This window comes from Streptomyces sp. NPDC052020 (genome assembly GCF_040680575.1).
Taxonomy (GTDB): domain Bacteria; phylum Actinomycetota; class Actinomycetes; order Streptomycetales; family Streptomycetaceae; genus Streptomyces.
The window spans coordinates 108,842-133,705 of sequence record NZ_JBFAWY010000004.1; the positions used below are offsets into that span (position 1 = coordinate 108,842).

The window sequence follows — 24,864 nt, forward strand, 5'->3', positions numbered from 1 at the left end:
GTCGTCGTCCTCGCCGGCGGCCTTTCCCGCGCCCGGCCGGGGGAACGGCGCGACGCCGCCGGCCGGGGCGCGGCCCGGGGCGCGGCCCGGGGCGCGGCCCGGGCCGGGGCCTACTTCTTCTCCCGGCCCGGCAGGAACTCCTGCATCTTCGCCTTGAAGCCCCGCTTGACCACCGAGCCGGCGTCCGGGTCGCCCTTGAGGATCGCGGCGGCCGTGGCCTCCATCTGCTCCCAGGTGGCGTGCGGCGGGATCGGCGGCACCGCGGGGTCGGTGAGGAACTCCACCACCGCGGGGCCGTCCGCCTCCAGCGCGGCCCGCCAGCCCGCCTCCACGTCGTCGGGCTTCTCCACCCGGATGCCGGTCAGCCCCAGCGACCGGGCGAACGCGGCGTACTGCACGTCCGGCAGCTCCTGCGAGGGCTCGAACGACGGGGCTCCGCCCATGGCCCGCAGCTCCCAGGTGACCTGGTTCAGGTCGCGGTTGTTCCACACGCCCACCACTAGCCGCGGGTCCTGCCACAGATCCCGGTACTTCGCCGCGGTGATCATCTCCGCGAGCCCGTTCATCTGCATCGCGCCGTCCCCCGCCAGGGCGACCACCGGCCGGTCGGGGTGGGCGAACTTCGCGCCGATCGCGTACGGCACCGCGCAGCCCATCGTCGCCAGCGTGCCGGACAGCGAACCGCGCATCCCGGGCCGCATGGTCACATGCCGGGCGTACCAGTTCGCGGTGGAGCCCGAGTCGGAGGTGACGATCGCGTTCTCGGGCAGCAGCGGGTCCAGGGCGCGGGCGACGTACTCCGGGTTGACCGGGTCGGCCTCCAGGCCCGCGCGCCGCTCCATCACGTCGCGCCAGTGCCGGACGTTGTCGCACACCGTCTCGAACCACTCCCGCCCGCGAGCGCCGTCGATCAGCGGGATCAGCCGTTCCAGCGTGGCCTTCGCGTCGCCGACGAGATTCACCTCGTACGGGTAGCGCATGCCCACCATGTGCGGGTCCAGGTCGATCTGGACGCCCCGCGCCTTGCCGTACTCCGGCAGGAACTGCGAGTACGGGAAGGAGGACCCGATGGTCAGCAGCGTGTCGCAGTCCCGCATCAGCTCGTAGCTCGGCCGCGTGCCGAGCAGGCCGATCGAGCCGGTGACGTACGGCAGGTCGTCGCTCAGCACGTCCTTGCCGAGCAGCGCCTTGGCCACCCCGGCCCCCAGCAGCTCGGCGAGCCGCTCCACCTCCGCCCGGGCCCCGGCCGCGCCCTGCCCGACCAGGATCGCCACCTTGTCACCGGCGTTGAGGACCTCCGCCGCCCGCCGCACGGACTCCTCGGAGGGGATCGCGGTCCACTCGCCGCGCCCCAGGCTGGAGGGCACCATCTTGAACGCGTGGGTGGGCGGCGAGTAGTCCAGCTCCTGCACGTCGCCGGGGATGATGACCGCGGTGGGGCAGCGGCGCGCGTACGCGGTGCGGATCGCCCGGTCCAGCACGTTCGGGAGCTGCTCGGGCACCGTCACGGTCTCCACGAACTCGGAGGCGACGTCCTTGTAGAGGGTGTGCAGGTCCACCTCCTGCTGATAGGAGCCGCCCATCGCGGTGCGGTGGGTCTGCCCCACGATCGCCAGCACCGGGACGTGGTCGAGCTTGGCGTCGTACAGCCCGTTGAGCAGGTGGATCGCGCCCGGCCCCGACGTGGCGGCGCACACGCCGAGCCGGCCGCTGAACTTGGCGTACCCGACCGCCTGGAACGCGGACATCTCCTCGTGCCGGGACTGCACGAAACGGGGCTCGTTGCCGGCGCGGCCCCAGGCGGCGAGCAGGCCGTTGATGCCGTCGCCCGGGTAGCCGAACACATGGTCGACGCCCCATTCGCGCAGCCGTCGCAGGACGTGGTCGGAGACCTTGGTGCTCATGTACGGACCTCCAGGAGGTGGGTCGTCGGGGGTGTTGCCGGCGGCAGCCGTACGAGTCACCGGGCGGGATGCCGGAAAACATCGCCGGGGCGCGGCCCCGGTCCGCCCCGCCGGTCCCCTGCCCGCCGGCGCACGGCCGCTCTCGGTACCCGGAGACCGGGAGCCGCGCCCGTCCTATCGTTGACGCTTCCTCCGTGACGCGACGGCGGCGATGATGAAGCAGACGACCGCGATACCCAGGGCGATCAACGCCAGATGGCCGCCGCCGTCGATACTGGAGCCGCGAGCTGTTTCCATCGCTTGTCCTCCCTGATTCCCGCTCTCGCGTTCTTCGCGTCTGCCGCCAGGGACGCGACTTCCCGCCGAGCGCTATCCGAAGCAGAGAGTCCGTTGGACTCGCACCCGAGTGCACCCGGGTCCGTGTGGTCCCGCCTCACCCGAACGGGCGGCACCGTCGCGCGAATGGTGCCCGGCCGCGCGCGGGCCGGTGACGGGCGGGCTGTGATGGCTCAACGGGGGCGCGAGCGACGTGCCCCCGCAGCCGTCGCTCGAAGGAGCCCGTCCCATGCGTCGCACCGCACGTGCCCTGTCCGCCGCCGTCCTGGCCAGCGCCGCCCTGGGTGTCCCCGCCGCGGCCGCCGCCGCGGCACCCGGGGCGCCGCAGGAGCCGCGCGCGGGAAGCGCCGCCCAGCCGCGGGCGCCGGGGGAGCGCGCCGCCGCGCCTGCCGAGGAGCCCGTCGTACCGGGGGAGCCGGGGACGGGCGGCGCCGCCGATCCGTCGGTGCCGGATGACCCGGGCCAGGGCGAACCGGTGATGCCGGATGACCCGGGCCAGGGCGAACCGGTGATGCCGGACGACCCGGGCGGGGACGAGCCGGTGGTGCCGGACGACCTGGGCGGCGGCGGACCGGGGAAGCCGGGATTGGGCAATGCCGATGCCGAGGAACCGGTGGTCCCGGACGCGGACGGTGCCCCGGAGTCGGTGGTTCCGGACTCGCGTGATGCCGTGGGGCCGGGGGTTCCGGGCTCACGTGATGCCGAGGAACCGGTGGTCCCGGACGCGGACGATGCCCCGGAACCGGTGGAGCCGGGCTCGGAGGACGCCGAGGAACCGGTGGAGCCGGTGGAGCCGGGCGGGCCGGCCGCGCGGGTCGCCCCCGGGGCCGTCGCACCCGGCGACAGCGTCACCGTCTCTGTCACCTGCGACTCGGCCGGGGGTGCCGCGCCCGCCGCCCTCGACGCCAGCTCACCGGCTTTCGACGAGGGCACCGTCCCGCTCCGCAAGGTCTCCGGCGGCGATGCCACGGCACCCGGCGCCGCCTACCGCGGCACGGCCCGCATCGCCCCCGCCGAGAGCTTCGAGGGCGAGCCGGACGCGGCCGCGACGGACTCGGCGTGGACCGTCGACGGCACCTGCCCGGCACCGCCCGGCGGCGGGCGGGGCGTGCCCTGGAGCGCGAAACTCCTGGTCTCCCGGGCCGGCGGCACGGCCGGGCCGTGCCCCGAGGGCGCGGGGCACGCGGGCGCCTGTGCCGGTGGCACCCCCCGGCCCTGCCCCACCCCCGCCGCGCCGCACGGGCCCCGGGGTGAGCCCTGCGGCGGCGCGGTGGCCCGGCACGGCGTGCGGGCCGGGCAGGGCGGCGCGTTCACCCCCTGCGTACCGGCGGTGGTCGCCGGCGGCCTCCTGATCGCGGGCGCGGCGGGAGCCGCCGTACACCGGCTGCGGGCACGCGGGGACACCTTGGCCGCCCACCCCGGAAGCGGGCCTCGGTGACCGGACCGCACGTCCCCGCGCCCGGCGCTGTGATCCGCGCAACGCCGCCCCGCGCTCATGACCTGGCGCCACCGTGGGTACTCAGTGCCCGTGGTCGCCCACCGGACCGGCGGCCACGGAGTACGCGAGGCGGCGGGAAGCCACGGCACGGCGCCACGGACTGCGCGGAGGTGAGGCATGCGGCGGACGGCCACCGAAGGCCACGGCCCCGTCCGCTACGGGCCGCCGCTCCCCGGCGACGGGCTGCCCGTGCCGCCCGGGCTGTCCGGGATCCTCGCCGCGGCGGCGTCCCGGACCGCCGGCGAACCGGTCGGCGGCGGCCCCGCCCTCAGGGAGGCCGCCTGCGGCTACTGGGCCCGGCGCGGGCTGTCCTGCGAGCCCGGCGCCGTGGCCGCCGCGCCCGGCGCCCCCGCCCTGCTGCTGGCGCTGACCGCCGCGCTCGGCGGCGACGTCCTCGTACCGCGCCCCTGCGCCGCCTGGTGGGGGCCGTACGCCCGCCTGCTGGGGCGGCCCGCCTTCCACGTCCCGACGCCCGCCGAGTGCGGCGGGGTGCCCGATCCGTACGCCCTGCTGGAGACCGTGCGCCGGGTCCGCGCCGAAGGCGGCGACCCGCGCCTGCTGGTCCTCTCCGTCGCCGACGACCCGACCGCCACCGTCGCCCCGCCCGAACTGCTGCACGAGACGGTGGAGGCCGCCGCCGCCGAAGGGCTCCACCTGGCCAGCGACGAGACCTGGCGCGACACCCTGCACGATCCCCGCGACACGGTGCTGCTCAGCCCCGCCGAGATGCTGCCCGAGCGGGTCACCGTCGTCACCGACCTGGCCGGTGCCCTGCTCCCGGCCGGCTGGCCGGCCGCCGTCGCCCGCTTCCCCGCGTCCGCCGCCGGGGACGGCCTGCACGCGCGTGTGCTCGACGTGCTCACCGCCCTCGACGCGCGCGTCGCCGCGCCGGTCGCCGCCGCGGCCGGGTACGCCCTGGCCGAGCCCGAGCCGCTCACCGAGCACCGCGCGGCGGCCGTACGCCTGCACGCGCGCGTGGCCGGCGCCGCGCACGCCGCCGTCGTCGCGGCGGGCGCCCTCGCCCGCCCCCCGCGCGCCGGCCGCCACCTGTACGCCGACCTGGCCCCGCTGCGCGGCGCGCTGACCGCGCGCGGCGTCGGCGACGCCCAGGACCTGGAGGACTTCCTGACCGGCCGGCTCGGCATGCCCGCGCCCGGCGGCCACCGCTTCGGCGACGACCTCGGCGCCCTGCGCGTACGGCTGTCCACCAGCCCCCTGCTGGGGGACACGGAGGACGAACGCGCGGCCTGCCTCGGCTCGCCCGCACCGCTGGAACTGCCCCAGGTGCGACGCGCGTTGACCACCGTGAAGTCGGTCTTCGGCGACCTCCACGACGCTCAGCGATGGGAGCCTCCTCGATGACGCAGCAGCCCGAGTCGACCACGATCGCCGGCACGCCTCCCCGGGAGACCGGAGCCCAGGCGGCCACGTCACCCGCGGCGGGCCCCCTCCCGCCGCTCGCCGAGCCCCGGCCGCTGGCCGAACGCCGGGTGTGGCCGCGGACGTTCCACGACCGGCTGACCGCCCCGCTGCCCGGCCTGAAGGCATTCGCCCGGTTCGCCCGCGAGGGTGCCGTCAGACCCGGGCCCGAAGGGCTCGCCGACATCCCCCGGCTGCCGTTCGAGCCGGGCCCGCTGCCCCGCGTCGACGCCCGCACCATCGCCGTCACCTGGGCGGGACACGCCAGCTGGGTGGTGCGGATCGGGGGGCTGACGGTGCTCACCGATCCCGTCTGGTCCCGCCGCATCATCGGCACGCCCGCCCGGGTCACCCCCGTGGGCGTCGCCTGGGACGCCCTGCCGCACATCGACGCGGTCGTCATCAGCCACAACCACTACGACCACCTGGACGCGCCCACGCTGCGCAGACTCCCGCGCGACACCCCGGTGTTCGTGCCCGCCGGACTGGGACGCTGGTTCCACCGCCGCCGCTTCACCCGCGTCACCGAGCTGGACTGGTGGGAGGCGGCCGAACTGCACGGCGTCCGCTTCGACTTCGTCCCCGCCCACCACTGGTCCAAGCGCACCCTCACCGACACCTGCCGCACCCTGTGGGGCGGCTGGGTCCTCACCGCCCCCGACGGACAGCGCGTGTACTTCGCCGGCGACACCGGCTACGGCCACTGGTTCTCCCGCATCGGCCGCCGCTACCCCGGCATCGACCTCGCCCTGCTCCCCATCGGCGCCTACGACCCCCGCTGGTGGCTGCGCGACGTCCACTGCGACCCGGAGGAGGCGGTCCGCGCCGCGCAGGACCTCGGCGCCCGCCGCATGGCCCCCATGCACTGGGGGACGTTCGTGCTGTCCGCCGAGCCGGTCCTCGAACCCCTCACCCGGGTCCGCGCCGCCTGGGCACGGGCGGGCCTGCCCCGGCAGGACCTGTGGGACCTGCCGGTGGGAGGCTCGCGGATCCTGGAGTGAGCTACCGCGCGGCCGCGCCCCGCAGCCGCCGCCACACCCCCGGCGCCGCGCTGACCAGCACCGTCAGCGCGACCGCCGCGGCCACGCCCTCCCACGGCTCCGCGAACAGCGAACCGCCCAGAATGCCGATCAGCTGGTAGGTCACCGCCCAGGCCAGGCAGGCCGGCAGATTGCCCCGGGCGAAACGGCGCAGCGGCCACCGCGCCATCAGGCAGGCCAGCATCACCGGGATCCGGCCCGCCGGCACCAGCCGGGACAGCACCAGCACCGCGACACCGTGACCGGCCAGCTTCTCCTGCGCCTGCGCCAGCCGGTCCTCCGGCGCCCGCGCCCGGATCGCCTCCAGCCAGCGCGAGCCGTTCTTCGAGCCCATGCCGCGCCGCCCCAGCCAGTACAGCGCCACGTCCCCGGCAAACGCGGCCAGCGACGCCGTCGCCAGCACCAGCGCCAGCGCGAACGGCGCCGTCTGGTGGAAGGCCACCACCGCCGCCGAACTCACCAGCGCGCCCGTCGGCACCACCGGCACCAGCGCCCCGATCAGCACCAGCAGGAACAGCGACGGGTAGCCCAGCGCCTGTTGCGTGGTCTCCGGCGGTACGGTCGTCGAGGCGGCGGTCAGCCAGCTCACCGCGTGACCTCCGGACGCACGCTCTCACCGTGCGCGAGCCGGTGCACCGCCACGCCCGGCGCGCGCAGCGCCGCCAGGCGCACGAAGTCATCCCCCGGCGCGTGGAATTCATGGGGGCGCACGGCGTCCATCCCGATCGGCCAGTACGTGCCGTAGTGCACCGGCACCGCGCTCCCCGGCTCCAGCCGGGCCAGCGCCTCGGCCGCCCGGCCCGCGTCCAGATGCCCCTCCCCGAGGAACGGCCCCCAGCCGCCCACCGGCAGCAGCGCCACGTCGACCGGCCCGACCTCCTTCTCCATCTCGTCGAACAGACCGGTGTCCCCGGCGAAGTACGTCCTGGCCTCGCCCTCGACGACATAGCCGAGAGCGGGGGAGCGGTGCGGCCCGAAGGGCAGCCGCCGCCCGTCGTGCCGCGCCGACACGGCCCGGACGACGAGGTCCCCGACGGCCGTGACGTCGCCGGGCGCCACCTCGCTCACCCGCAGATGGCGCAGCCGGCGCAGCCCCGGCACCGCCCGTCGCGCGCCCCGGGGCACGAGCAGGCGCGTGCCCGGCGCGAGCCGCGCCAGCGACGGCACGTGGAGATGGTCGGCGTGCAGGTGCGACACCAGCGCCACGTCCGCGCGCCGGGCGTCCGGCGGTGGCAGGGCCCCGCGCCGGCGGCGCAGATGGGCGAGCCGGCGGGTGAACAGGGGATCCGTGAGCACACGTATGTGCGAGTCCTCCACCGTGCAGGTGGCGTGACCCCACCAGGTGACCTCCACCGGCACCTCTTCGCCTCCTTCGCGCGACTCCCCGAAGCCTACGTCCAGGGGTAGGGTCGGCGGCGAGCACCGGAGGTGAGGGGGACGCATGAGGCCGGTCCGGGTGACGGCGATCGCGAGTCTGACGCCGCTGGAGGAACTGGACGCCGACCCCTTCCTGGTGGACTCCCGCGGGCAGCACGCCATGTGCGCCCGCTGGGCCGCCGAGCACGGCTACGTCGTCACCAGGGAACTGCTGGTGCGGGGCCTGCGGCCCGACCACGACGCCTTATGGGAGGGCGTGCGCCCGGGGACCGACCTGTTCGTGGCGCCCAGCCGCCGGGTGCTGGAGAGCGCGCTGTCGTCGGTCGAGGAGTTCACCGAGGAATGCGCGCGGCGCGGGGTGCGCGTGGAGACGGTCGGCCGGGCCGAGCCCGCCTACGACGCCGAGATGAAGGCCCGCGTCCACCGCCGGCTGTCGATGCCGACGGCCGGCTACGACGGACGCTGACGCCGCCGCGAGGCGCGCGCACCGCCCGGCCGGGCAGCGGTCCCGGGGGGACGAACAGGCACGTCGGACCGTTGTGACAGGGTGGGGAGGGGCCCGCGCCGTCGACGGGCCGGGACGTGAGGTGTGCTGAGCGTGGGCCAAGGACGCTGGCGGAGGGCCGCCAGCCAGATCGGGCGCAGTGTCGCGGTGTGGGCCGTCTCCACGGTCACCATGCTGGTGCTCGCCGGCCTCCTGCCGGACTTCCAGCTCCAGTCCGCCGACGGCGACAGCGCCACCACCATCGCGGTCACCGCCGCCTCCGGCGCCGGTGCCTTCGGCCTGCTGTCCGCCCTGGTGTGGCCCCTGCTGGTCCGGCTGCTGCTGCTGGTGCCGGCGCTCGTCCTCGGACTGCTGGTCTTCTTCCTCAACGGCGCCCTGCTGCTGCTCGCGCTGCATCTGAACCCGGCCGCGCGCGGCGCGGTCGCCCCGGAGACCGCGGTGGTGGTGGCCGCCGTCATGTCCGCCGTCGCCTCCGCCACCGGCGCCGCCCTGGCCGTCCGCGACGACGACGCCTACCGGCGCCGCCTGTACCGCCTCGCCGACCGCCGCCGGCGCCGTGCCGGACCGCCCTGCCCCGTCACCCCCGGCACCGTCTTCGTGCAGCTCGACGGCGTCGGCCACGACCTCCTGCTGGACGCCGTCGGCAGGGGCCTGATGCCCACCGTCGCCCGCTGGCTGGGCGGCGGCGACGGCCGGCCCGCCACCCACCGGATCGTCCCCTGGCGCACCGACTGGTCCAGCCAGACCGGCGCCAGCCAGCTCGGCATCCTGCACGGGAGCAACCACGACGTCCCGGCGTTCCGCTGGTACGAGAAGGACCGCGGCGAGGTGATGGTCTGCAACCGCCCGGCCAGCGCCGCCCTGCTCCAGCACCGCGCCGCCCGGGACGCCGGGCACGGCGGGCTGCTCACCGTCGACGGCGCCAGCCGCGGCAACCTCTTCAGCGGCGGCGCCGGCGAACAGGCCCTCGTGCTGTCCATCGCCACCCGCCGCCGCAGCCCCGAGAACCGCTCCCGGGCCGGCTACTTCGCCTACTTCTCCGACCCGGCCAACGCGGTGCGCACCGCGATGTCCTTCGCCGCCGAGGTCGCCCGGGAGATCGCCCAGTCCACCCGGGCCCGCCTGCGCAAGGAGCGCCCCCGGGTCTCGCGCGGCGGCCTCTACCCCTTCGTCCGCGCCTTCGCCACCGTCGTCGAGCGGGACGTCGTCGTCGCCGCGGTGATGGGGGACATGCTCGCCGGGCGCACCGCCGTCTACGCCGATCTCGTCGCCTACGACGAGGTGGCGCACCACTCCGGGCCCGCGAGCCGCGACGCCGAGAAGGTCCTCCAGCGCCTGGACCGCGCCCTCGCGCTGATCGAGAAGGTCGCCGAGCACGCCCCCCGCCCGTACCGGATCGTCGTCCTGTCCGACCACGGACAGAGCCCCGGCGAGACCTTTCGCGCCCGCTACGGCCTCACCCTCGGCGACCTGGTGCGGGCCGGCTGCGGGCTGCCCGTGCCGCGCCGGGCCCGGCGCACCCGCAGCGGCGCCGAGGCCCGCAACGCGGTGCGCGCCGCCCTGCGCCGCCCCGTTGAGGAGGGCGGCGCACAGCGGCCGCCCGCCGGACGCCGCTCGGAGCCGATCGTGCTCGCCTCGGGCAACCTGGGCCTGGTCTCCTTCCCGGACGTCGGGCACCGGATGACCAAGGAGGAGATCGACGCCCGCCACCCGGCGCTGCTGCCGACCCTCGCCAACCACCCCGGCATCGGCTTCCTGCTGGTGGCCAGCGAGCGGCACGGCGGGGTCGTGCTCGGTGCCCGCGGCGTGGAGATCCCCCTGGACCGGCTCGACGAGGACCCCGGCCCGCTCGCCGTGTTCGGACCCGGCGCCGCCGACGCCGTCCGCCGCACCCACTCCTTCCCGCACACCGCCGACATCATGGTCAACTCCTTCTACGACCCGGCCGACGGCGAGGTCCTCGCCTTCGAGGAGCAGATCGGCTCCCACGGGGGACTCGGCGGCGCCCAGTCCCGGGCCTTCCTGCTCGCCCCGGCCGCCTTCTCCCCGCCGGTCGCCGACGGGGCGCGGCTGGTCGGCGCCGAGCAGGTGCACCGGGTGCTGCGCCGCTGGCTGGGCGAGGTGAACGGCCCGCAGGTGCCCCTGGACGATTCCCCGTCCGAAGCCCGCGACAGCGCACCTTTTGCGGTGTCGGACGGGGGGTTGCAGAACAAAAGCGCGTGATTTGGCGCGGCCTCGGAGCATGCCGGACCATGGGCGCCGTCCGGCGATCCCGGACACCAGTACGACGAGAGGCGCACCACCCCATGCACGTCACCGGAACCGTCCCCCCGTCGGCTCCGGCCCCGCAGGAGACCCCCGCGGACCCCGCACCGGCCGAGGACCCCACCGGCGGCTCCGGCCGCCATGCCCGCCGTTTCGGGCTGCCCGTCGCCACCGCCCTGGTCATGGGCAACATCATCGGCGGCGGCATCTTCCTGCTCCCGGCCTCCGTGGCACCCTTCGGCACGGTCAGCCTGGTCGCCTTCGGCGTCCTGACCGTCGGCGCCATCGCCCTCGCGCTGGTCTTCGGCCGGCTCGCCCAGCGCGACCCGCGTACCGGCGGACCCTACGTCTACGCCCGCGGGGCCTTCGGCGACTTCGCCGGCTTCCTCGCCGCCTGGGCGTACTGGATCACCTCCTGGGTGTCGAACGCGGCCCTGGCCGTCGCCGCCGTCGGCTATCTCGACGTCCTGGTCCCGGTGAACGACCACCGCTGGACCGCCTGCCTGGCCGCGCTGGTCGTGCAGTGGCTGCCCGCGCTGGCCAACTTCGCCGGCACCCGCTACGTCGGCGCCGTCCAGCTGGTCGCCACCGTCCTGAAGTTCGCGCCGCTGCTGCTGGTCGCGTTCGGCGGCCTGTTCTTCTTCGACCCGGACAACCTCGGCCCCTTCCACGCCGGCGACGGCAGCCTGACCGGCGCCGTCTCCGCGTCGGCGGCGATCCTGCTCTTCTCCTACCTGGGCGTGGAGTCGGCCGCCGTGAGCGCCGGCGAGGTCAGGAACCCGCGGCGCACCGTGGGCCTCGCCACCGTCATCGGCACCGCCGGCGCGGCGCTCGTCTATCTGCTGGGCACGCTCTCGGTGTTCGGCACCGTCGCCCACGACCGCCTGGTGGAGTCCACCGCGCCCTTCTCGGACGCCGTGAACGCCATGTTCGGCGGCACCTGGGGCGGCTGGGCCGTCGCGCTGGCCGCGCTGGTGTCGATCACCGGCTGCCTCAACGGCTGGACCCTGCTGAGCGCCCAGACCCCCTACGCCGCCGCGAAGGACGGGCTCTTCCCGGCCGCCTTCGCGCGCAAGCGGCGCGGCGTGCCCACCGTCGGCGTGGGCGTCACCGTCGTCCTCGCCTCGCTGCTGACCGTCTACAACTACATGGCCGGGTCGGCGAAGGTCTTCGAGGTCCTGGTCCTCGTCACCACCTTCACCGCCACCGTGCCCTACCTGCTGGCGACCGCCGCGCAGATCTTCCACCTCGTGTCGGGGCGGCGTGACCTGGTCGACCGGCGCAGGCTGGTGCGGGACGCCGTGGTCGCGGCCGTCGCCGCCGCCTTCTCCATGTGGCTCGTCGCGGGCGCCGGCTACGCGGCCGTCTACCAGGGTGTGCTGTTCCTGTTCGCGGGCGTGCTGGTGTACGCGGTGATGGCGGCCCGCCGCCAGAAGGCCGCCTGAAGCCCGTCCCCGGGATCGCCCCGGGGCGCGTGGGGGCCCGCCGGTCCGTCCGTAGGGCGGTCTTGCCGGTGAGCGGGGCCGGAGTGTGATCGTATGGGCCCTGGGACACCGGAAACGGGGCCCAACGACAACGACCGAGGCAGTTTTTCGAAAGGAACCGTCGTGGCAACCACGCGCTCCGCACACACCGTCTGGGAAGGCAACCTGCTCGAGGGGAACGGCGTCGTCACCTTCGACTCCTCCGGCATCGGACAGCAGCCGGTGTCGTGGCCGTCGCGCGCCGAGCAGCCGAACGGCAAGACCAGCCCCGAGGAGCTGATCGCCGCCGCCCACTCCAGCTGCTTCTCGATGGCGCTGTCGCACGCCCTGGCCGGCGCCGGCACCCCGCCCACCAAGCTGGTCACCTCCGCCGACGTCACCTTCCAGCCGGGTGAGGGCATCACCGGCATCCACCTCACCGTCGAGGGCACCGTCGCCGGGCTCGACAACGACGGCTTCGTCGCCGCCGCCGAGGACGCCAAGGCGAACTGCCCGGTCAGCCAGGCCCTGAAGGCGGTACCGATCACGCTGTCCGCGAAGCTCGCCTGACCGCTCGCCCGCACCGCCCGGTCGCGCGGGCCGCCCTCCGCGGGCGGCCCGCGCGACCGGACGCCCCTGCCCTCCCATTGACAACGGCGCACTCCGGATTTGTGCTGGAATCGGGAGATGTGCCCTGAGGGAAGGGGACGGCGATGGGACGCGCGGTCGGTATCGATCTCGGCACCACGAACTCGGTGGTGGCCGTCCTGGAGGGCGGTGAGCCGACGGTCGTCGCCAACGCGGAGGGTGCCCGGACCACGCCGTCGGTGGTCGCCTTCGCGAAGAACGGCGAGGTACTGGTCGGGGAGGTCGCCAAACGGCAGGCCGTGACCAACGTCGAGCGCACCGCGCGCTCCGTGAAACGGCACATGGGCGACGCGCACTGGCGTTTCCCCGACCAGGGTTCGATCGACGGCACCCGCTACCGGGCGCAGGAGCTGTCCGCCCGGGTGCTGCAAAAGCTCAAGCGGGACGCGGAGGCGTACCTGGGCGAGGACGTCACCGACGCGGTGATCACCGTGCCCGCCTACTTCGACGACGCCCAGCGGCAGGCCACCAAGGAGGCCGGGGAGATCGCCGGCCTGAAGGTGCTGCGGATCATCAACGAGCCGACGGCCGCGGCGCTGGCGTACGGCCTGGACAAGGAGAACGACCAGACCGTCCTCGTCTTCGACCTCGGCGGCGGCACCTTCGACGTGTCGCTGCTGGAGATGGGCGAGGGCGTCATCGAGGTGAAGGCCACCAACGGCGACACGCACCTGGGCGGCGACGACTGGGACCAGCGCGTCGTCGAGTACCTCGTCAAGCGTTTCCAGGGCCAGTACGGCATCGACCTGGGCAAGGACAAGATGGCCTCGCAGCGGCTGCGCGAGGGTGCCGAGAAGGCCAAGATCGAGCTGTCGTCCTCCACCGAGACCAGCATCAACCTGCCCTACATCACGGCCTCCGCCGAGGGGCCGCTGCACCTGGAGGAGAAGCTCACCCGCGCCCAGTTCCAGGAGCTCACCGCCGATCTGCTGGACCGGTGCAAGAAGCCCTTCCACCAGGCGGTGAAGGACGCCGGGATCAAGCTCTCCGCGATCGACCACGTGATCCTGGTCGGCGGCTCCACCCGGATGCCCGCGGTCACCGAGCTGGTCCGCGAGCTCACCGGCAAGGACCCGCACAAGGGCGTCAACCCCGACGAGGTGGTGGCCGTCGGCGCGGCCCTCCAGGCGGGCGTGCTGCGCGGCGACGTGAAGGACGTCCTGCTCCTCGACGTCACCCCGCTGTCCCTGGGCATCGAGACCAAGGGCGGCATCATGACCAAGCTGATCGAGCGGAACACGACGATCCCGACCCGGCGCTCGGAGATCTTCACCACGGCCACCGACAACCAGCCCTCGGTCGGCATCCAGGTCTACCAGGGCGAGCGGGAGATCGCCGCCTACAACAAGAAGCTCGGCACCTTCGACCTCACCGGCCTGCCGCCCGCCCCGCGCGGCGTCCCGCAGATCGAGGTCGCCTTCGACATCGACGCCAACGGCATCATGCACGTCTCCGCCAAGGACCTGGCGACCGGCCGCGAGCAGAAGATGACCGTCACCGGCGGCTCGGCGCTGCCCAAGGAGGACATCGACCGCATGATGCGGGAGGCCGAGGAGTACGCCGAGGAAGACCGCAGGCGCCGCGAGGCCGCCGAGACCCGCAACCAGGGCGAGCAGCTCGTCTACCAGACGGAGCGGTTCCTGCGGGACAGCGGCGACAAGGTCCCCGACGGCACCCGCTTGGAGGTGGAGTCGGCCGTCGCCGAGCTGAAGGGCCTGCTGGAGCGCAACGCCGACACCCCCGCCCTGCGGGACGGCATCGAGAAGCTCGCCTCGGTCAGCCAGCGCATGGGCCAGGCGATGTACGCGCAAGGAGGGCAGCCGCCGGGCGCGGCGGGTGGCGAGCAGCCCACCGAGCGGCCCACCGGGCCCCGGGACGAGGAGGGGGTGGTCGACGCGGAGATCGTCGACGACGACAAGGACACCAAGGGACCGGCCGCCTGAACCGCGACCGGCCCGCGCGGGGACGCGGCCGGGGCGTGCTCACAGCTCCGCCCGCTCCCATCCCGGCCGGTCCGGGCGCGGCCCCAGCCCGCGGGGGTCGCGGCTGCGGTAGACCACGTAGGGGCGGATCAGGTACTGCACCGGCGCGCTGAACATGTGCACCAGGCGGGTGTAGGGCACCAGCGCGATCAGCACCATGCCGACCACGGCGTGCACCTGGTACAGCACCGGCACGCCCTCCATCAGGGCGGTGTCCGGCCGGAGCGTGAACAGGCCGCGCGACCAGGGGGCGATGGTGTGCCGGTAGTCGTAGCCGCTGCCGGAGGTGTGGGCGAGCTTGGCGACCATGCCCAGCACGATCGCCGCGAGCAGCAGGACGTACATGAGCTTGTCGTTGGCGGTGGTCGAGCGGAACACCGGCGCGTTGGTGCGGCGCCGGTAGATCAGCATCGCGATCCCGGCGACCGCGAGCACCCCGGCCGCGGTGCCGCTGTAGAGCGACAGCAGGTGGTAGGCGTGTTCGTCCATGCCCACCGCGTCCGTCCACGACTCCGGCACGAACAGGCCGATCAGATGGCCGACGAGGACGAAGAGGATGCCGTAGTGGAAGACGGGCGAGGCGATGTTCAGCAGCTTCGACTCGTACACCTGGGAGGAACGGGTCGTCCAGCCGAACCGGTCGTAGCGGTGCCGCCAGACCAGCCCGGCGACGAGCAGCACGAACGCGGCGTACGGCAGCACGCCCCAGAGGAAGACGGTCATGGGCGGGCTCCGGCGGGTGCGGGGGGAAGGGTGGCGCAGACGGCGTCCAGGACACACGCGTACGGGGTGCCGAAATCGGTGAGGCGGCCGCGCAGCAGCTCCAGGGCGTCGCGGTGCTCGACGAGCGGGTCGATGTTGCCGGTGCGGGCCGCGAACTCCAGCACCGCGGGCAGGAAGTCGGGCAGTTCCTCGCCGGTGCACTCCAGGCCGTGGGCGCGGTAGAGCTCCTTGAACCGGACCAGCGACAGCCCGCGGCGCCGGGTGTCGCCATCCCGCCACCAGCTCAGATACAGGCTGTGCCGGTTCTTCAGGTCGAAGACCCGCACGTAGTGCGCCTCCAGCTCCTCCGGCGCCGTCACGGCCGCGTGGTCGGTGAACTCCCGCAGCTGCGGGGCCGCCTCCCGCAGCAGCGGCAGCCGGGCCCGGAACTCCTCGTCGGGATAGGTCAGGCAGAGCGCCGCCGCCTGGTACAGCACCTCGAAACCGGGCATCACACCTCCCGCTCGTCGTCCGCGGTCTGCCGCCGGCGCAGGATGTGGAAGTTCTCCACCGGCACCAGCGGCAGCCGTCTGCGTCCCGAGTCCCGTCCGAACGGGCCGTCGCCGCCCATGCCGGGCCCGCCGTCGTGGTCCAGACTGCACACGTCCGGCAGCGCCGACTCCTCCAGCCGCCGCGCGTCCCCGACCGCCGCCGTCGGGATCACGTACCGCTCCTCGTACTTGGCGATGGCCAGCAGCCGGTACATCTCCTCGATCTCCTCCGGGCGCATGCCGACGGCGGCAGCGGCGGCCGGATCGGGTTCCTCGCCGAGGTTGACCGCCCGCATGTGGGAGCGCATCGCGGCCAGCTTCTCCAGTGACGCCCGCACCGGCCCGGTGTCCCCGGCCGTGAACAGCTCCGCCAGGTACTCCAGCGGAATGCGCAGGGTGTCGATCGCCCCGAACAGGTTGCGGGCGTCCTCCCCGTCGTGCCCGGTCTCCGTCAGCGCCTCGACCACGGGCGACAGCGGCGGGATGTACCAGACCATCGGCAGCGTCCGGTACTCCGGATGCAGCGGGAGCGCCACCCGGTAGCGGCTGACCAGCGCGTGCACCGGGGAGCGCCGGGCCGCCTCCAGCCAGTCGTGCGGGATGCCCGCCGCCTCCGCCGCCCGCCGCACCCCGGGATCGTGCGGGTCGAGGAAGACGCCGAGCTGGGCCTCGTACAGTCGCCGCTCGTCGGGCACGGAGGCCGCCGCCGCCACCCGGTCGGCGTCGTACAGCACGACCCCCAGGTAGCGCAGCCGTCCCACGCAGGTCTCCGAGCAGATCGTCGGCATCCCGACCTCGATGCGGGGGAAGCAGAAGGTGCACTTCTCGGCCTTGCCGGTGCGGTGGTTGAAGTACACCTTCTTGTACGGGCAGCCCGTCACGCACATCCGCCAGCCCCGGCAGCGGTCCTGGTCGACGAGGACGACACCGTCCTCGGTGCGCTTGTACAGCGCGCCGGACGGGCAGGACGCCACGCAGGAGGGGTTCAGGCAGTGCTCGCAGATGCGCGGCAGATAGAACATGAACGTCTGCTCGTAGGCGAACCGCACCTTCTCGGCGGCCTGCCGGCGGGTGCGCTCCACCATCGGGTCCAGATCGCCGTAGGCGGGCATCCCGCCCAGGTTGTCGTCCCAGTTCGCCGACCACTCGATCTTCATCGGCTTGCCGTCGAGCTGGGAGACGGGCCGGGCGACCGGGTAGTCGGCGCCCAGCGGGGCGTCGGTGAGGTTCTTGTAGTCGTAGGTCCAGGGCTCGTAGTAGTCCTTGATCTCGGGGAGCCTGGGGTTGGAGAAGATCCCGGCGAGCTTGCGCAGCCGCCCGCCCGCCTTGAGCTTCAGCGCGCCGCGCCGGTTCAGCTCCCAGCCGCCGCGCCACCGCTCCTGGTCCTCGTAGCGGCGGGGGTAGCCCTGGCCGGGGCGGGTCTCGACGTTGTTGAACCAGACGTACTCCATGCCGCGCCGGTTGGTCCACGCCTGCTTGCAGGTGACCGAGCAGGTGTGGCAGCCGATGCACTTGTCGAGGTTCATCACCATGGCGATCTGGGCCATCACACGCATCAGTACTCGACCTCCTGGCTCCGGCGGCGGATCACGGTCACCTCGTCGCGCTGGTTGCCCGTCGGCCCGAGGTAGTTGAACGCCCAGGACAGCTGGGCGTAGCCGCCGACGAGATGGGTCGGCTTGAGGAGCAGCCGGGTGAGGGAGTTGTGGGTGCCGCCGCGCATCCCGGTGGCCTCGGCGAGAGGCACGTTCACCGTGCGTTCCTGGGCGTGGTGCATGTAGACGGTGCCGGGCGGCATGCGGTGCGAGACGATGGCGCGGGCCACCACCACGCCGTTGCGGTTGACGGCCTCCACCCAGTCGTCGTCGGCCACCCCGATGGCGTCGGCGTCCTGCGGGGACATCCAGATGTTCTGGCCGCCCCGGGACAGCGACAGCATGAACAGGTTGTCGTGGTACTCGGAGTGGATGGACCACTTGTTGTGCGGGGTGAGATAACGGACCGTCACCTCCCGTGACCCGTCGGGGCCGAGACGCGGCTCCCCGAACAGCTTGTTCATGTCCAGCGGCGGCCGGTACACCGGCAGCGCCTCGCCCAGCTCGTGCACCCAGTCGTGGTCGAGGAAGAAGTGCTGGCGGCCGGTGAGGGTGTGCCAGGGTTTGAGGTGCTCGGTGTTCAGCGTGAACGCCGTGTAGCGGCGCCCGCCCGCCTCGCTGCCCGACCACTCCGGCGAGGTGATCACCGGCACGGGCGCGGACTGGGTGTCCGCGTAGGTGATCCGCTTGCCCTCGTGCTCGGCGGCCAGATGGGCCATCTCCTGGCCGGTCTTCGCCTCCAGCGCGCGAAAGCCCTGCACCGCCAGCCGGCCGTTGGTGGTGCCGGACAGGGCGAGGATGGTGTTCGCCATCTTCACGGCCGTGTCCAGCGAGGGGCGCCCGTCGGCCGGTCCGCCGCGCACCGCCCCGTTGGTCCGCCGCAGCCGCTCGACCTCCTCGTCCGGCCGCAGGGTGATGCCCTTGGCGGGCAGGCCCTTGCCCTCCGCCAGCGGGCCCAGTGCCGCGAACTTCTCGCCGATCGCCGTGTAGTCCCGCTCCACCACCGTCAGGTTCGGCAGGGTCCTGCCCGGTTCCGGGTCGCACTCCCCGCGCTTCCAGTCCCGCACCACACCGCCCGGCTGGGCCGTCTCGCCCGGTGTGTCGTGCTGGAGCGGGGCGGCCACCAGGTCCTTGCGGACGCCGAGATGCCCGGCGGCGAGCTCGCTCAGCTTCTCCGCCAGCGCCTTGAACGTGTCGAAGTCGGTGCGCGCCTGCCACGGCGGATCGACGGCCGGGGTGAAGGCGTGCACATAGGGATGCATGTCCGTGCTGGACAGGTCGTGCTTCTCGTACCAGGTCGCGGCGGGCAGCACCACGTCCGACAGCAGCGTGGAGGAGGTGTGCCGGAAGTCCAGCGACAGCAGCAGGTCGAGCTTGCCCTCGGGCGCCTCCTCCCGCCAGACGACGTCCCGGGGCCGCTCGTCCGGCGCCGCCTCCTCGGCGCGCAGCGAGGAGTGCGTGCCCAGCAGGTGCTTGGCGAAGTACTCCGCGCCCTTGGCCGACGAGCCCAGCAGATTGGCCCGCCACAGGGTCAGGACGCGGGGCCAGTTCTCGGGAGCGTCCGGGTCCTCGCAGGCGAACTTCAGCGTCCCGGCGCGCAGTTCGGCCACCGCCCGCGCCACCGGGTCGCCGAACGCCTCGCCCAGCTCCAGCGGGTTGCGGTCGAAGGTCGGGTACGACGGCATCCACCCGCAGCGCGCCGACAGGGCCAGGCAGTCCGCGCCCGCCATGCCCGCCAGCCGCCCCTCGCCCAGCGGTGAGGCCAGCACGTCGGCGCGGAACCGGTCGTAGCGCCACTGGTCGGTGTTCAGATACCAGTACGCGGTGCCGATCATCTGCCGCGGCGGGCGCGACCAGTCCGACGCGGCGGCCAGCGAGGCCCAGCCCGTCGACGGGCGGCACTTCTCCTGGCCCACGTAGTGTGCCCAGCCGCCGCCGTTGCGGCCCTGGCAGCCGGTCAGCTGGAGCAGGGCGAGGAAGGCGCGGTAGATCGTCTCGGAGTGGAACCAGTGGTTCACGCCCGCCCCCATGATGATCATGCAGCGGCCCTTCGACCGCTCGGCGGTCCGCGCGAACTCCCGGGCGATCCGCACACAGGCCGCCGCCGGGACGGACGTGTGCGTCTCCTGCCAGGCCGGGGTGCCGGGCGCGTCCGCGTCCTCGTAGGAGTCCGGCCAGTCGCCCGGCAGGCCGGGGCGGCCGACCCCGTACTGGGCCAGCAGCAGGTCGAACACGGTCGTCACCAGCGGCCCGTCCGGCCCGCCCAGCCGGGTCGCCGGCACCCCCCGCCGGACCACCTCCCCGCGCCCCTGCCCGTGCGGGCCGCCCTCGGTGTCGAAGCGGGGCAGCAGCACCTCCACGGCCGCGGCGGCCTCGTGGCCGCGCAGGCTCAGCCGGGGCAGCGCGCCGCCCAGGTCGAGGTTCCACCGGCCCCGGTCCGCCTCGTTCCAGCGGAAGCCCAGCGAGCCGTTGGGCACCACCGCCCGGCCGGTCGCCTCGTCCAGGACCACCGTCTTCCACCGCGCGTCCTCGCCCTCCTGCCCCAGGTCGGCCGCGCGCAGGAACTTCGCCGGGACCCGCGCCCCGTCCCGCTCCTCCAGCGTCACCAGGAACGGCAGGTCGGTGAAGCGCCGTACGTAGTCCGCGAAGAACGGGGTGTCCCGGTCGACGAAGAACTCCTTGAGGATCACATGCCCCATCGCGAGGGCGAGCGCCCCGTCCGTGCCCGGGTGCGGGTGCAGCCACTGGTCGGCGAACTTGGCGTTGTCGGCGTAGTCGGGCGCCACCACCACGACCTTCTGGCCCCGGTAGCGGGCCTCCGCCATCCAGTGCGCGTCCGGGGTGCGCGTCACCGGAAGGTTCGACCCCCACATGATCAGATAGGCCGCGTCCCACCAGTCGCCCGACTCGGGCACGTCGGTCTGGTCGCCGAACACCTGCGGCGAGGCCACCGGCAGATCGGCGTACCAGTCGTAGAACGACAGCATCGGAGCGCCGATCAGCGAGTGGAAGCGGGCGCCCGCCGCGTGCGACACCATCGACATCGCGGGGATCGGCGAGAACCCGGCGATGCGGTCGGGGCCGTAGGTCCCGATCGTGTGGACGTGGGCCGCCGCGACCAGCTCCACCGCCTCCTCCCAGCTCGCCCGCACCAGTCCGCCCTTGCCGCGCGCCCGCTGGTAGCGGCGCCGCCGCTCCGGGTCGTTCTGGATGTCCGCCCAGGCCAGCACCGGGTCGGTGAGGCGGGCCTTCGCCTCCCGGTACATCCGCAGCAGCTCGCCCCGCACATACGGGTAGCGCACCCGGGTGGGCGAGTAGGTGTACCAGGAGAACGCGGCGCCCCGGGGGCATCCGCGCGGCTCGTACTCGGGACGGTCCGGGCCGACCGACGGGTAGTCCGTCGCCTGCGCCTCCCAGGTGATGATCCCGTCCTTGACGTACACCTGCCAGCGGCAGGAACCGGTGCAGTTCACCCCGTGCGTGGAGATCACGACCTTGTCGTGGCTCCACCGGTCCCGGTAGAAGGCGTCCGACTCGCGGCCCCCGGTCAGGCCGATGCTGTGCAGGTCTGGGGAGGGTGTGCCGGGCCTGAGGAAGCGCCCGGCGCGCAGCAGCGCCGCGCCCGGCTCGGTGGGCGGTGTCCGCGTGTCCGTCACGTGCGCTGCTCCCTTGCTGGCCCTGGGCACCCTGGGTTCCGAACCTAGGGGCGGACGGGGCAGCGCACCTGTTCGCGGCGCCCGTATGGGGCACCTGGCTTCGGCCGGCCCGCGCCCACCGGCCACAACGCCACCCTCACGGCGCCCGGCGGCCGGCCCGCCCCGGGGACCCGGGCGATCCGGGGACCTGGGCACCCGGGTACCGGCGGCCTCAGGGCAGGCGGCACCGGCATTACCCCGCGGGTAATCGACCCGGCCGCCGCCCGGCGGCATCGTGGACGCATCGGGTGCCGGTCCGGCGCAGGCCGGCCCGGCACCCGGGTACCGCCGCCTTGCCCGACCCGACGGAGGGTGATTGCCATGTCCGTGACCCAGCTTGCCGCGCTCGCCCGGAGCGCCGAGCCGCAGTCGATGCTGCGCCGGTTCCTGGCCCTGGACGCCGTGGTGACCGGCGCCAACGCGATCGCCTACCTCGCCTTGTCCGGACCGCTCGGACGGCTGCTCGGAGTCGGCTCCGGGCTGCTGCTGGAGCTCGGCGCCTTCCTGCTGCTGTTCGCCGGCGCCGTGGGATGGCTCGCCTCCCGGGCCCGCCCGGGCGCGCTGCCCGTCCAGGCCGTGGTGGAGGTCAACTGCGCCTGGGCGGTACTCAGCTTCGTCGCCCTCGTCGTCTGGCTCACGCCCACCATGGCCGGCGCGGTCTGGGGAGCGCTCCAGGCGGTCACCGTCGGCGGCTTCGCCCTGCTCCAGTACGCCGCCCTGAAGGCACGTCAGGAGGACATCGACTGAAGGTACTTCACCGTCGCCGGGTCGGCCGGGAGCAGCGTCTCGATGGCCAGCTCGGCGACGGTCACGTCCATCGGCGTGTTGAACGTGGAGATCGACGAGACGAAGGACAGCGTCCGGCCCGCGTGCTCCACCTGCAACGGCAGCGCGAAGTACGGCACCGGCTCGGCCGGCTCCTCGCCCGGCGCGGCCTCCGGCACCGGGTACGCCGCCACCTCCTCGTACAGCGCCCGCAGCGGCTCCGACCGGTGCAGGGCGATCTGCCGCTCCATCTGCGCCAGCAGATGGCCACGCCACTCGCGCAGATTGCGGATGCGCGGCGCCAGGCCCCGCGGGTGCAGGGACAGCCTCATCACGTTCAGCGGCGGCTGGAGCAGACCCTCCCAGACGCCCTCCATCAGCAGCATGGTGCCCCGGTTGGCGGCCAGCACGTTGTACACGGCGTCGACCACCAGCGCCGGGTAGGGCTCGTAGCCGGTGATCAGCCGCTCCATACCGGTGCGCAGCGTGTCCAGCGCCGGGTCGTCCAGCGGGGTCTCCGGATAGCGCGGGGCGTAACCCGCCGCCAGCAGCAGCGCGTTGCGCTCCCGCACCGGCACGTCCAGGTGCTCGGCCAGCCGCAGCACCATCTCCTCACTCGGCCGGGAACGCCCCGTCTCGATGAAGCTGATGTGCCGGGCGGAGGAGTCGGCCCGCAGCGCCAGCTCCAGCTGACTGATCCGCCGCCGCTCCCGCCAGGCCCGCAGCAAGGGGCCGGCACCCTTGCCGGCGGGGGCGGCCTGAGGCGCGGCGGTACCGGTCGAGACAATGGTCATGCTGACGACCGTAGTCGAGGAGTTGAGCATGAACGAGCCGTGGCGGCAGTCCCTCCAGGCGCAGGCCGTCCACCGCGCCAGAGTGCGCGGCTGCCTGCTGGGCGGGGCGCTCGGCGACGCCCTCGGCTACCCGGTGGAGTTCTCCTCCCTGGACCGCATCCGCGCCGCCCACGGGCCGCGCGGCGTCACCGGCCTCGTCACCGGCGGCACCGACGCGCCCGGCCGGATCAGCGACGACACCCAGATGACCCTGTTCACCGTGGAGGCCCTGCGGCAGGCCCACTCCCGCGAGCGGCTCAAGGGCATCGGCGGCGGCGCGCCCCGCCTGGTCCGCTGGGCTTACGAGCGTTGGCTGGAGACTCAGCGCAAGCCTGCCCCCGACCCGGACTTCGTCCGCGCCCACCAGGGGCCCGCCGGCGGCCTGGTGACCGAGGCATGGCTGTACTCCCGCCGCGCTCCGGGCAACGCCTGCCTGTCCGGCCTCGCCACCGACTTCGTCCCCGACCCGGCGGCCCCGCTCGGTCCGCCCGGACCGGTCAACCCCGGCTCCAAGGGCTGCGGCACGGTCATGCGCTCGGCGCCCTTCGGCCTGACCGGAGCCCCCGCCGACCGGGCCTTCGGCCTGGCCGCCCGCTGCGCCCAGATGACCCACGGCCACCCCACCGGCTACTACGCGGCCGGCGCCTTCGCCGCGCTCGTGGCGTACATCGTCGACGGGGACTCCGTCGAGGGCGCCGTCCTGCGCACCCTGCGCCTGCTCGCCGCCCACCCCGGGCACGAGGAGACCTCCGCCGCGCTGGGGCAGGCGCTGGACCTGGCCGCCGAGGGCGATCCGAGCGCCGAGAAGGTGGAACGGCTCGGGGCCGGCTGGATCGCCGAGGAAGCCCTGGCCATCGGCGTCTACGCCGCGCTGGCCGCGCCCCGGGCCGAGGACGCGCTGCTGCTGGCGGTCAACCACTCCGGCGACAGCGACTCCACCGGTTCGGTGTGCGGCAACATCGTCGGCGCCCGGTACGGCGACGTCGGCCTGCCGCACGCCTGGGTGGAACGGGTCGAGGGCCGCGACCGGATCGCGGCCCTGGCGGACGACTTCGCGGCGGAGTGCGCCCGCCGCTGACCCCCCCGCGGGCACCGGGGCCCGGGTGGCCGGCCAGGGCCCCGGGCCCGTTCCTGTGGCAGGCTGGACGGGTACGCGCCCCCCGTCGGAAGGAGCGGCCCATGCCCGTCGAACCGCTGTCGCCGCAGGAGATCGAGGAACGGCTCGCCGGGCTGCCGGGCTGGTCGCTCGACGGGGACCGCCTCACCCGCCGCTACCGGCTCGCCTCCCACGCCGCGGCCACGGCGATGGTCGTCCACATCGCCCAGGTCCAGGACGAGCTCGACCACCACTCCGACCTCACCCTGGGCTACAACACGGTGTCCGTGAGCGTGCACACCCACAGCGCCGGCGGCGCCGTGACCGCGAAGGACGTGGAACTCGCCCGCAGGGTAGAGGACTTGGCCCCGGGACACGGGGCACACTGAGGCGCGTGCTGGACTACGACAAGGAAGCGGAGCGGTACGACGCCGCACGCGGCGGCGAGCCCCGGGCGGCCGCCGCCGCGCAGGCCGTCCTGGGCCTCGTACCGCGGGGGACGCGCGGTCTCCTCGACCTCGCCTGCGGCACCGGCATCGTCACCCGGCGGCTGGCCGCCGCGCGCGACGGCATGCGGGTGACCGGCGCCGACCTCGCGTCCGAGATGGTCCGCCGTGCCGCCGCCCGCCTGCCCGGCGCCGTCGTCCGGGCCGACAGCCGCCGGCTGCCGTTCGCGGACGGGGCGTTCGACGCGGTCACCAGCGTGTGGCTGCTGCACCTGATCGACAGCGCCGGCGACGTGGGCAGGATCGTCGGCGAGTGCGCCCGTGTGCTGCGGCCGGGCGGGGTCTACGTCACCACGGTCGACAAGGGCCCCGCCCACAACGTCGGCAGCGACATCGACGCCGTCCTCGCCGATCGCCCGCCCAGTCCGGTCCGGGACGGCGCGGCGGCCGTCGAGGCGCACGCCCGCGCCCAGGGCCTGGTCCCCGCCGGCCAGGCCCGTTTCACCGGCGTCGGCCAGGGCCGCAGCCCGCGTCGCACCATCGCCGACCTGCGGCGCGGCTGGTTCGTCACGCTGCCGCCGGGCAGCCCGCTCGCGGAGGAGTTCGCCGCCCGCCTCGCCGCCCTGCCCGACCAGGACCGCCCCCGGCCCGACCCCGTCTTCACGCTCCGGGCGTTCCGCAAGCCGCCGGAACCGGCCGCCCTCCCCGCCCAGCGCACGCGGTGACCGGGCCGGGGGCCCGGCG

21 protein-coding genes are annotated in these 24,864 nt (G+C 74.3%); 12 read left to right on the forward strand and 9 right to left on the reverse strand.

Annotated elements, in window-relative coordinates; all coding sequences use genetic code 11:
- Positions 1-110 precede the first annotated feature (110 nt).
- On the reverse strand, positions 111-1,904 hold the full coding sequence (locus AB0L74_RS05210; RefSeq protein WP_365645743.1) for a thiamine pyrophosphate-requiring protein: 1,794 nt from the start codon (positions 1,902-1,904) through the stop codon (positions 111-113).
- Between the two features lie 174 nt (positions 1,905-2,078).
- Positions 2,079-2,201 carry a hypothetical protein gene (locus AB0L74_RS05215; RefSeq protein WP_365645745.1) on the reverse strand — a complete coding sequence of 41 codons (123 nt, stop codon included), beginning with the start codon at positions 2,199-2,201 and terminating at the stop codon, positions 2,079-2,081.
- 268 nt (positions 2,202-2,469) lie between these two features.
- On the opposite strand from AB0L74_RS05215, the gene AB0L74_RS05220 reads away from it, so the two are divergent.
- From AB0L74_RS05220 to AB0L74_RS05230, 3 genes are all read left to right on the forward strand, one after another.
- Positions 2,470-3,678: a hypothetical protein gene (locus tag AB0L74_RS05220; protein ID WP_365645747.1), complete on the forward strand. Its 1,209-nt coding sequence runs from the start codon at positions 2,470-2,472 to the stop codon at positions 3,676-3,678.
- Between the two features lie 177 nt (positions 3,679-3,855).
- Positions 3,856-5,100: an aminotransferase class I/II-fold pyridoxal phosphate-dependent enzyme gene (locus tag AB0L74_RS05225; RefSeq protein ID WP_365645749.1), complete on the forward strand. Its 1,245-nt coding sequence runs from the start codon at positions 3,856-3,858 to the stop codon at positions 5,098-5,100.
- Positions 5,097-6,158 (forward strand): MBL fold metallo-hydrolase, encoded by a 1,062-nt coding sequence (locus tag AB0L74_RS05230; RefSeq protein ID WP_365645751.1) that lies wholly within the window; start codon positions 5,097-5,099, stop codon positions 6,156-6,158. The genes AB0L74_RS05225 and AB0L74_RS05230 overlap by 4 nt, the downstream gene beginning before the upstream one ends.
- 1 nt (position 6,159) lies before the next feature.
- Here the strand turns inward: AB0L74_RS05230 and AB0L74_RS05235 are convergent, their stop codons facing one another.
- Both AB0L74_RS05235 and AB0L74_RS05240 read right to left on the reverse strand, forming a co-directional pair.
- Positions 6,160-6,786 (reverse strand): VTT domain-containing protein, encoded by a 627-nt coding sequence (locus tag AB0L74_RS05235; protein ID WP_365645752.1) that lies wholly within the window; start codon positions 6,784-6,786, stop codon positions 6,160-6,162.
- Positions 6,783-7,556 (reverse strand): MBL fold metallo-hydrolase, encoded by a 774-nt coding sequence (locus tag AB0L74_RS05240; protein WP_365645754.1) that lies wholly within the window; start codon positions 7,554-7,556, stop codon positions 6,783-6,785. The genes AB0L74_RS05235 and AB0L74_RS05240 overlap by 4 nt, the downstream gene beginning before the upstream one ends.
- 82 nt (positions 7,557-7,638) lie before the next feature.
- Here AB0L74_RS05240 and AB0L74_RS05245 point away from each other — a divergent pair, with 82 nt between their 5' ends.
- The 5 genes from AB0L74_RS05245 (at position 7,639) to dnaK (ending at position 14,398) form a co-directional block, all read left to right on the forward strand.
- Positions 7,639-8,040 (forward strand): hypothetical protein, encoded by a 402-nt coding sequence (locus AB0L74_RS05245; RefSeq protein ID WP_365645756.1) that lies wholly within the window; start codon positions 7,639-7,641, stop codon positions 8,038-8,040.
- A gap of 132 nt (positions 8,041-8,172) precedes the next feature.
- Complete coding sequence (locus tag AB0L74_RS05250; protein WP_365645758.1) at positions 8,173-10,302, forward strand: alkaline phosphatase family protein; 2,130 nt, start codon at positions 8,173-8,175, stop codon at positions 10,300-10,302.
- An 83-nt stretch (positions 10,303-10,385) separates the two neighbouring features.
- Positions 10,386-11,789 carry an amino acid permease gene (locus AB0L74_RS05255; RefSeq protein WP_365645760.1) on the forward strand — a complete coding sequence of 468 codons (1,404 nt, stop codon included), beginning with the start codon at positions 10,386-10,388 and terminating at the stop codon, positions 11,787-11,789.
- A gap of 162 nt (positions 11,790-11,951) precedes the next feature.
- The gene (locus tag AB0L74_RS05260) at positions 11,952-12,377 is read left to right on the forward strand and encodes an OsmC family protein (RefSeq protein ID WP_044385670.1); all 426 of its coding nucleotides are present in this window, start codon (positions 11,952-11,954) and stop codon (positions 12,375-12,377) included.
- A 143-nt stretch (positions 12,378-12,520) separates the two neighbouring features.
- Entirely contained in the window at positions 12,521-14,398 is a 1,878-nt protein-coding gene (gene dnaK, locus AB0L74_RS05265) for a molecular chaperone DnaK (protein WP_365645763.1), read from the forward strand.
- Between the two features lie 39 nt (positions 14,399-14,437).
- Here the strand turns inward: dnaK and narI are convergent, their stop codons facing one another.
- Genes narI through AB0L74_RS05285 form a run of 4 tightly spaced genes read right to left on the reverse strand, consistent with a single transcriptional unit; the run spans position 14,438 to position 20,941 of the window.
- The gene (gene narI, locus AB0L74_RS05270) at positions 14,438-15,160 is read right to left on the reverse strand and encodes a respiratory nitrate reductase subunit gamma (protein WP_365645765.1); all 723 of its coding nucleotides are present in this window, start codon (positions 15,158-15,160) and stop codon (positions 14,438-14,440) included.
- Positions 15,157-15,651, reverse strand: coding sequence for a nitrate reductase molybdenum cofactor assembly chaperone (narJ, locus tag AB0L74_RS05275; protein ID WP_365645767.1), 495 nt, complete (start codon positions 15,649-15,651; stop codon positions 15,157-15,159). Before narJ ends, narI begins: the two co-directional genes overlap by 4 nt.
- Positions 15,651-17,246 (reverse strand): nitrate reductase subunit beta, encoded by a 1,596-nt coding sequence (gene narH, locus AB0L74_RS05280; protein WP_365645769.1) that lies wholly within the window; start codon positions 17,244-17,246, stop codon positions 15,651-15,653. The genes narJ and narH overlap by 1 nt, the downstream gene beginning before the upstream one ends.
- Complete coding sequence (locus tag AB0L74_RS05285; protein WP_365645771.1) at positions 17,246-20,941, reverse strand: nitrate reductase subunit alpha; 3,696 nt, start codon at positions 20,939-20,941, stop codon at positions 17,246-17,248. The genes narH and AB0L74_RS05285 overlap by 1 nt, the downstream gene beginning before the upstream one ends.
- Positions 20,942-21,301: 360 nt before the next feature.
- On the opposite strand from AB0L74_RS05285, the gene AB0L74_RS05290 reads away from it, so the two are divergent.
- A complete protein-coding gene (locus AB0L74_RS05290) occupies positions 21,302-21,727 on the forward strand; it encodes a hypothetical protein (RefSeq protein ID WP_365645773.1) in 426 nt (141 codons plus the stop codon).
- Here AB0L74_RS05290 and AB0L74_RS05295 read toward each other — a convergent pair.
- Positions 21,709-22,539: a helix-turn-helix transcriptional regulator gene (locus AB0L74_RS05295; RefSeq protein WP_365645775.1), complete on the reverse strand. Its 831-nt coding sequence runs from the start codon at positions 22,537-22,539 to the stop codon at positions 21,709-21,711. The genes AB0L74_RS05290 and AB0L74_RS05295 overlap by 19 nt on opposite strands.
- Positions 22,540-22,567: 28 nt before the next feature.
- On the opposite strand from AB0L74_RS05295, the gene AB0L74_RS05300 reads away from it, so the two are divergent.
- From AB0L74_RS05300 to AB0L74_RS05310, 3 genes are all read left to right on the forward strand, one after another.
- Positions 22,568-23,656, forward strand: a complete 1,089-nt coding sequence (locus AB0L74_RS05300; protein WP_365646038.1) for an ADP-ribosylglycohydrolase family protein — start codon at positions 22,568-22,570, stop codon at positions 23,654-23,656.
- Between the two features lie 101 nt (positions 23,657-23,757).
- Positions 23,758-24,063, forward strand: coding sequence for a 4a-hydroxytetrahydrobiopterin dehydratase (locus AB0L74_RS05305; protein WP_365645777.1), 306 nt, complete (start codon positions 23,758-23,760; stop codon positions 24,061-24,063).
- Between the two features lie 5 nt (positions 24,064-24,068).
- The gene (locus AB0L74_RS05310) at positions 24,069-24,845 is read left to right on the forward strand and encodes a class I SAM-dependent methyltransferase (protein ID WP_365645779.1); all 777 of its coding nucleotides are present in this window, start codon (positions 24,069-24,071) and stop codon (positions 24,843-24,845) included.
- The last annotated feature ends 19 nt before the right edge of the window (positions 24,846-24,864 follow it).

What these genes read in the sequence shown, in the direction of transcription:
- AB0L74_RS05210 (WP_365645743.1), bottom strand. Translation starts at nt 1,904, where the DNA reads ATGAGCACCAAGGTCTCCGACCACGTCCTGCGACGGCTGCGCGAATGG.
- AB0L74_RS05245 (WP_365645756.1), top strand. Translation starts at nt 7,639, where the DNA reads ATGAGGCCGGTCCGGGTGACGGCGATCGCGAGTCTGACGCCGCTGGAG.
- AB0L74_RS05225 (WP_365645749.1), top strand. Translation starts at nt 3,856, where the DNA reads ATGCGGCGGACGGCCACCGAAGGCCACGGCCCCGTCCGCTACGGGCCG.
- AB0L74_RS05230 (WP_365645751.1), top strand. Translation starts at nt 5,097, where the DNA reads ATGACGCAGCAGCCCGAGTCGACCACGATCGCCGGCACGCCTCCCCGG.
- AB0L74_RS05290 (WP_365645773.1), top strand. Translation starts at nt 21,302, where the DNA reads ATGTCCGTGACCCAGCTTGCCGCGCTCGCCCGGAGCGCCGAGCCGCAG.
- narI (WP_365645765.1), bottom strand. Translation starts at nt 15,160, where the DNA reads ATGACCGTCTTCCTCTGGGGCGTGCTGCCGTACGCCGCGTTCGTGCTG.
- dnaK (WP_365645763.1), top strand. Translation starts at nt 12,521, where the DNA reads ATGGGACGCGCGGTCGGTATCGATCTCGGCACCACGAACTCGGTGGTG.
- AB0L74_RS05215 (WP_365645745.1), bottom strand. Translation starts at nt 2,201, where the DNA reads ATGGAAACAGCTCGCGGCTCCAGTATCGACGGCGGCGGCCATCTGGCG.
- AB0L74_RS05305 (WP_365645777.1), top strand. Translation starts at nt 23,758, where the DNA reads ATGCCCGTCGAACCGCTGTCGCCGCAGGAGATCGAGGAACGGCTCGCC.
- narH (WP_365645769.1), bottom strand. Translation starts at nt 17,246, where the DNA reads ATGCGTGTGATGGCCCAGATCGCCATGGTGATGAACCTCGACAAGTGC.
- AB0L74_RS05220 (WP_365645747.1), top strand. Translation starts at nt 2,470, where the DNA reads ATGCGTCGCACCGCACGTGCCCTGTCCGCCGCCGTCCTGGCCAGCGCC.
- AB0L74_RS05255 (WP_365645760.1), top strand. Translation starts at nt 10,386, where the DNA reads ATGCACGTCACCGGAACCGTCCCCCCGTCGGCTCCGGCCCCGCAGGAG.
- AB0L74_RS05300 (WP_365646038.1), top strand. Translation starts at nt 22,568, where the DNA reads ATGAACGAGCCGTGGCGGCAGTCCCTCCAGGCGCAGGCCGTCCACCGC.
- narJ (WP_365645767.1), bottom strand. Translation starts at nt 15,651, where the DNA reads ATGCCCGGTTTCGAGGTGCTGTACCAGGCGGCGGCGCTCTGCCTGACC.
- AB0L74_RS05295 (WP_365645775.1), bottom strand. Translation starts at nt 22,539, where the DNA reads ATGACCATTGTCTCGACCGGTACCGCCGCGCCTCAGGCCGCCCCCGCC.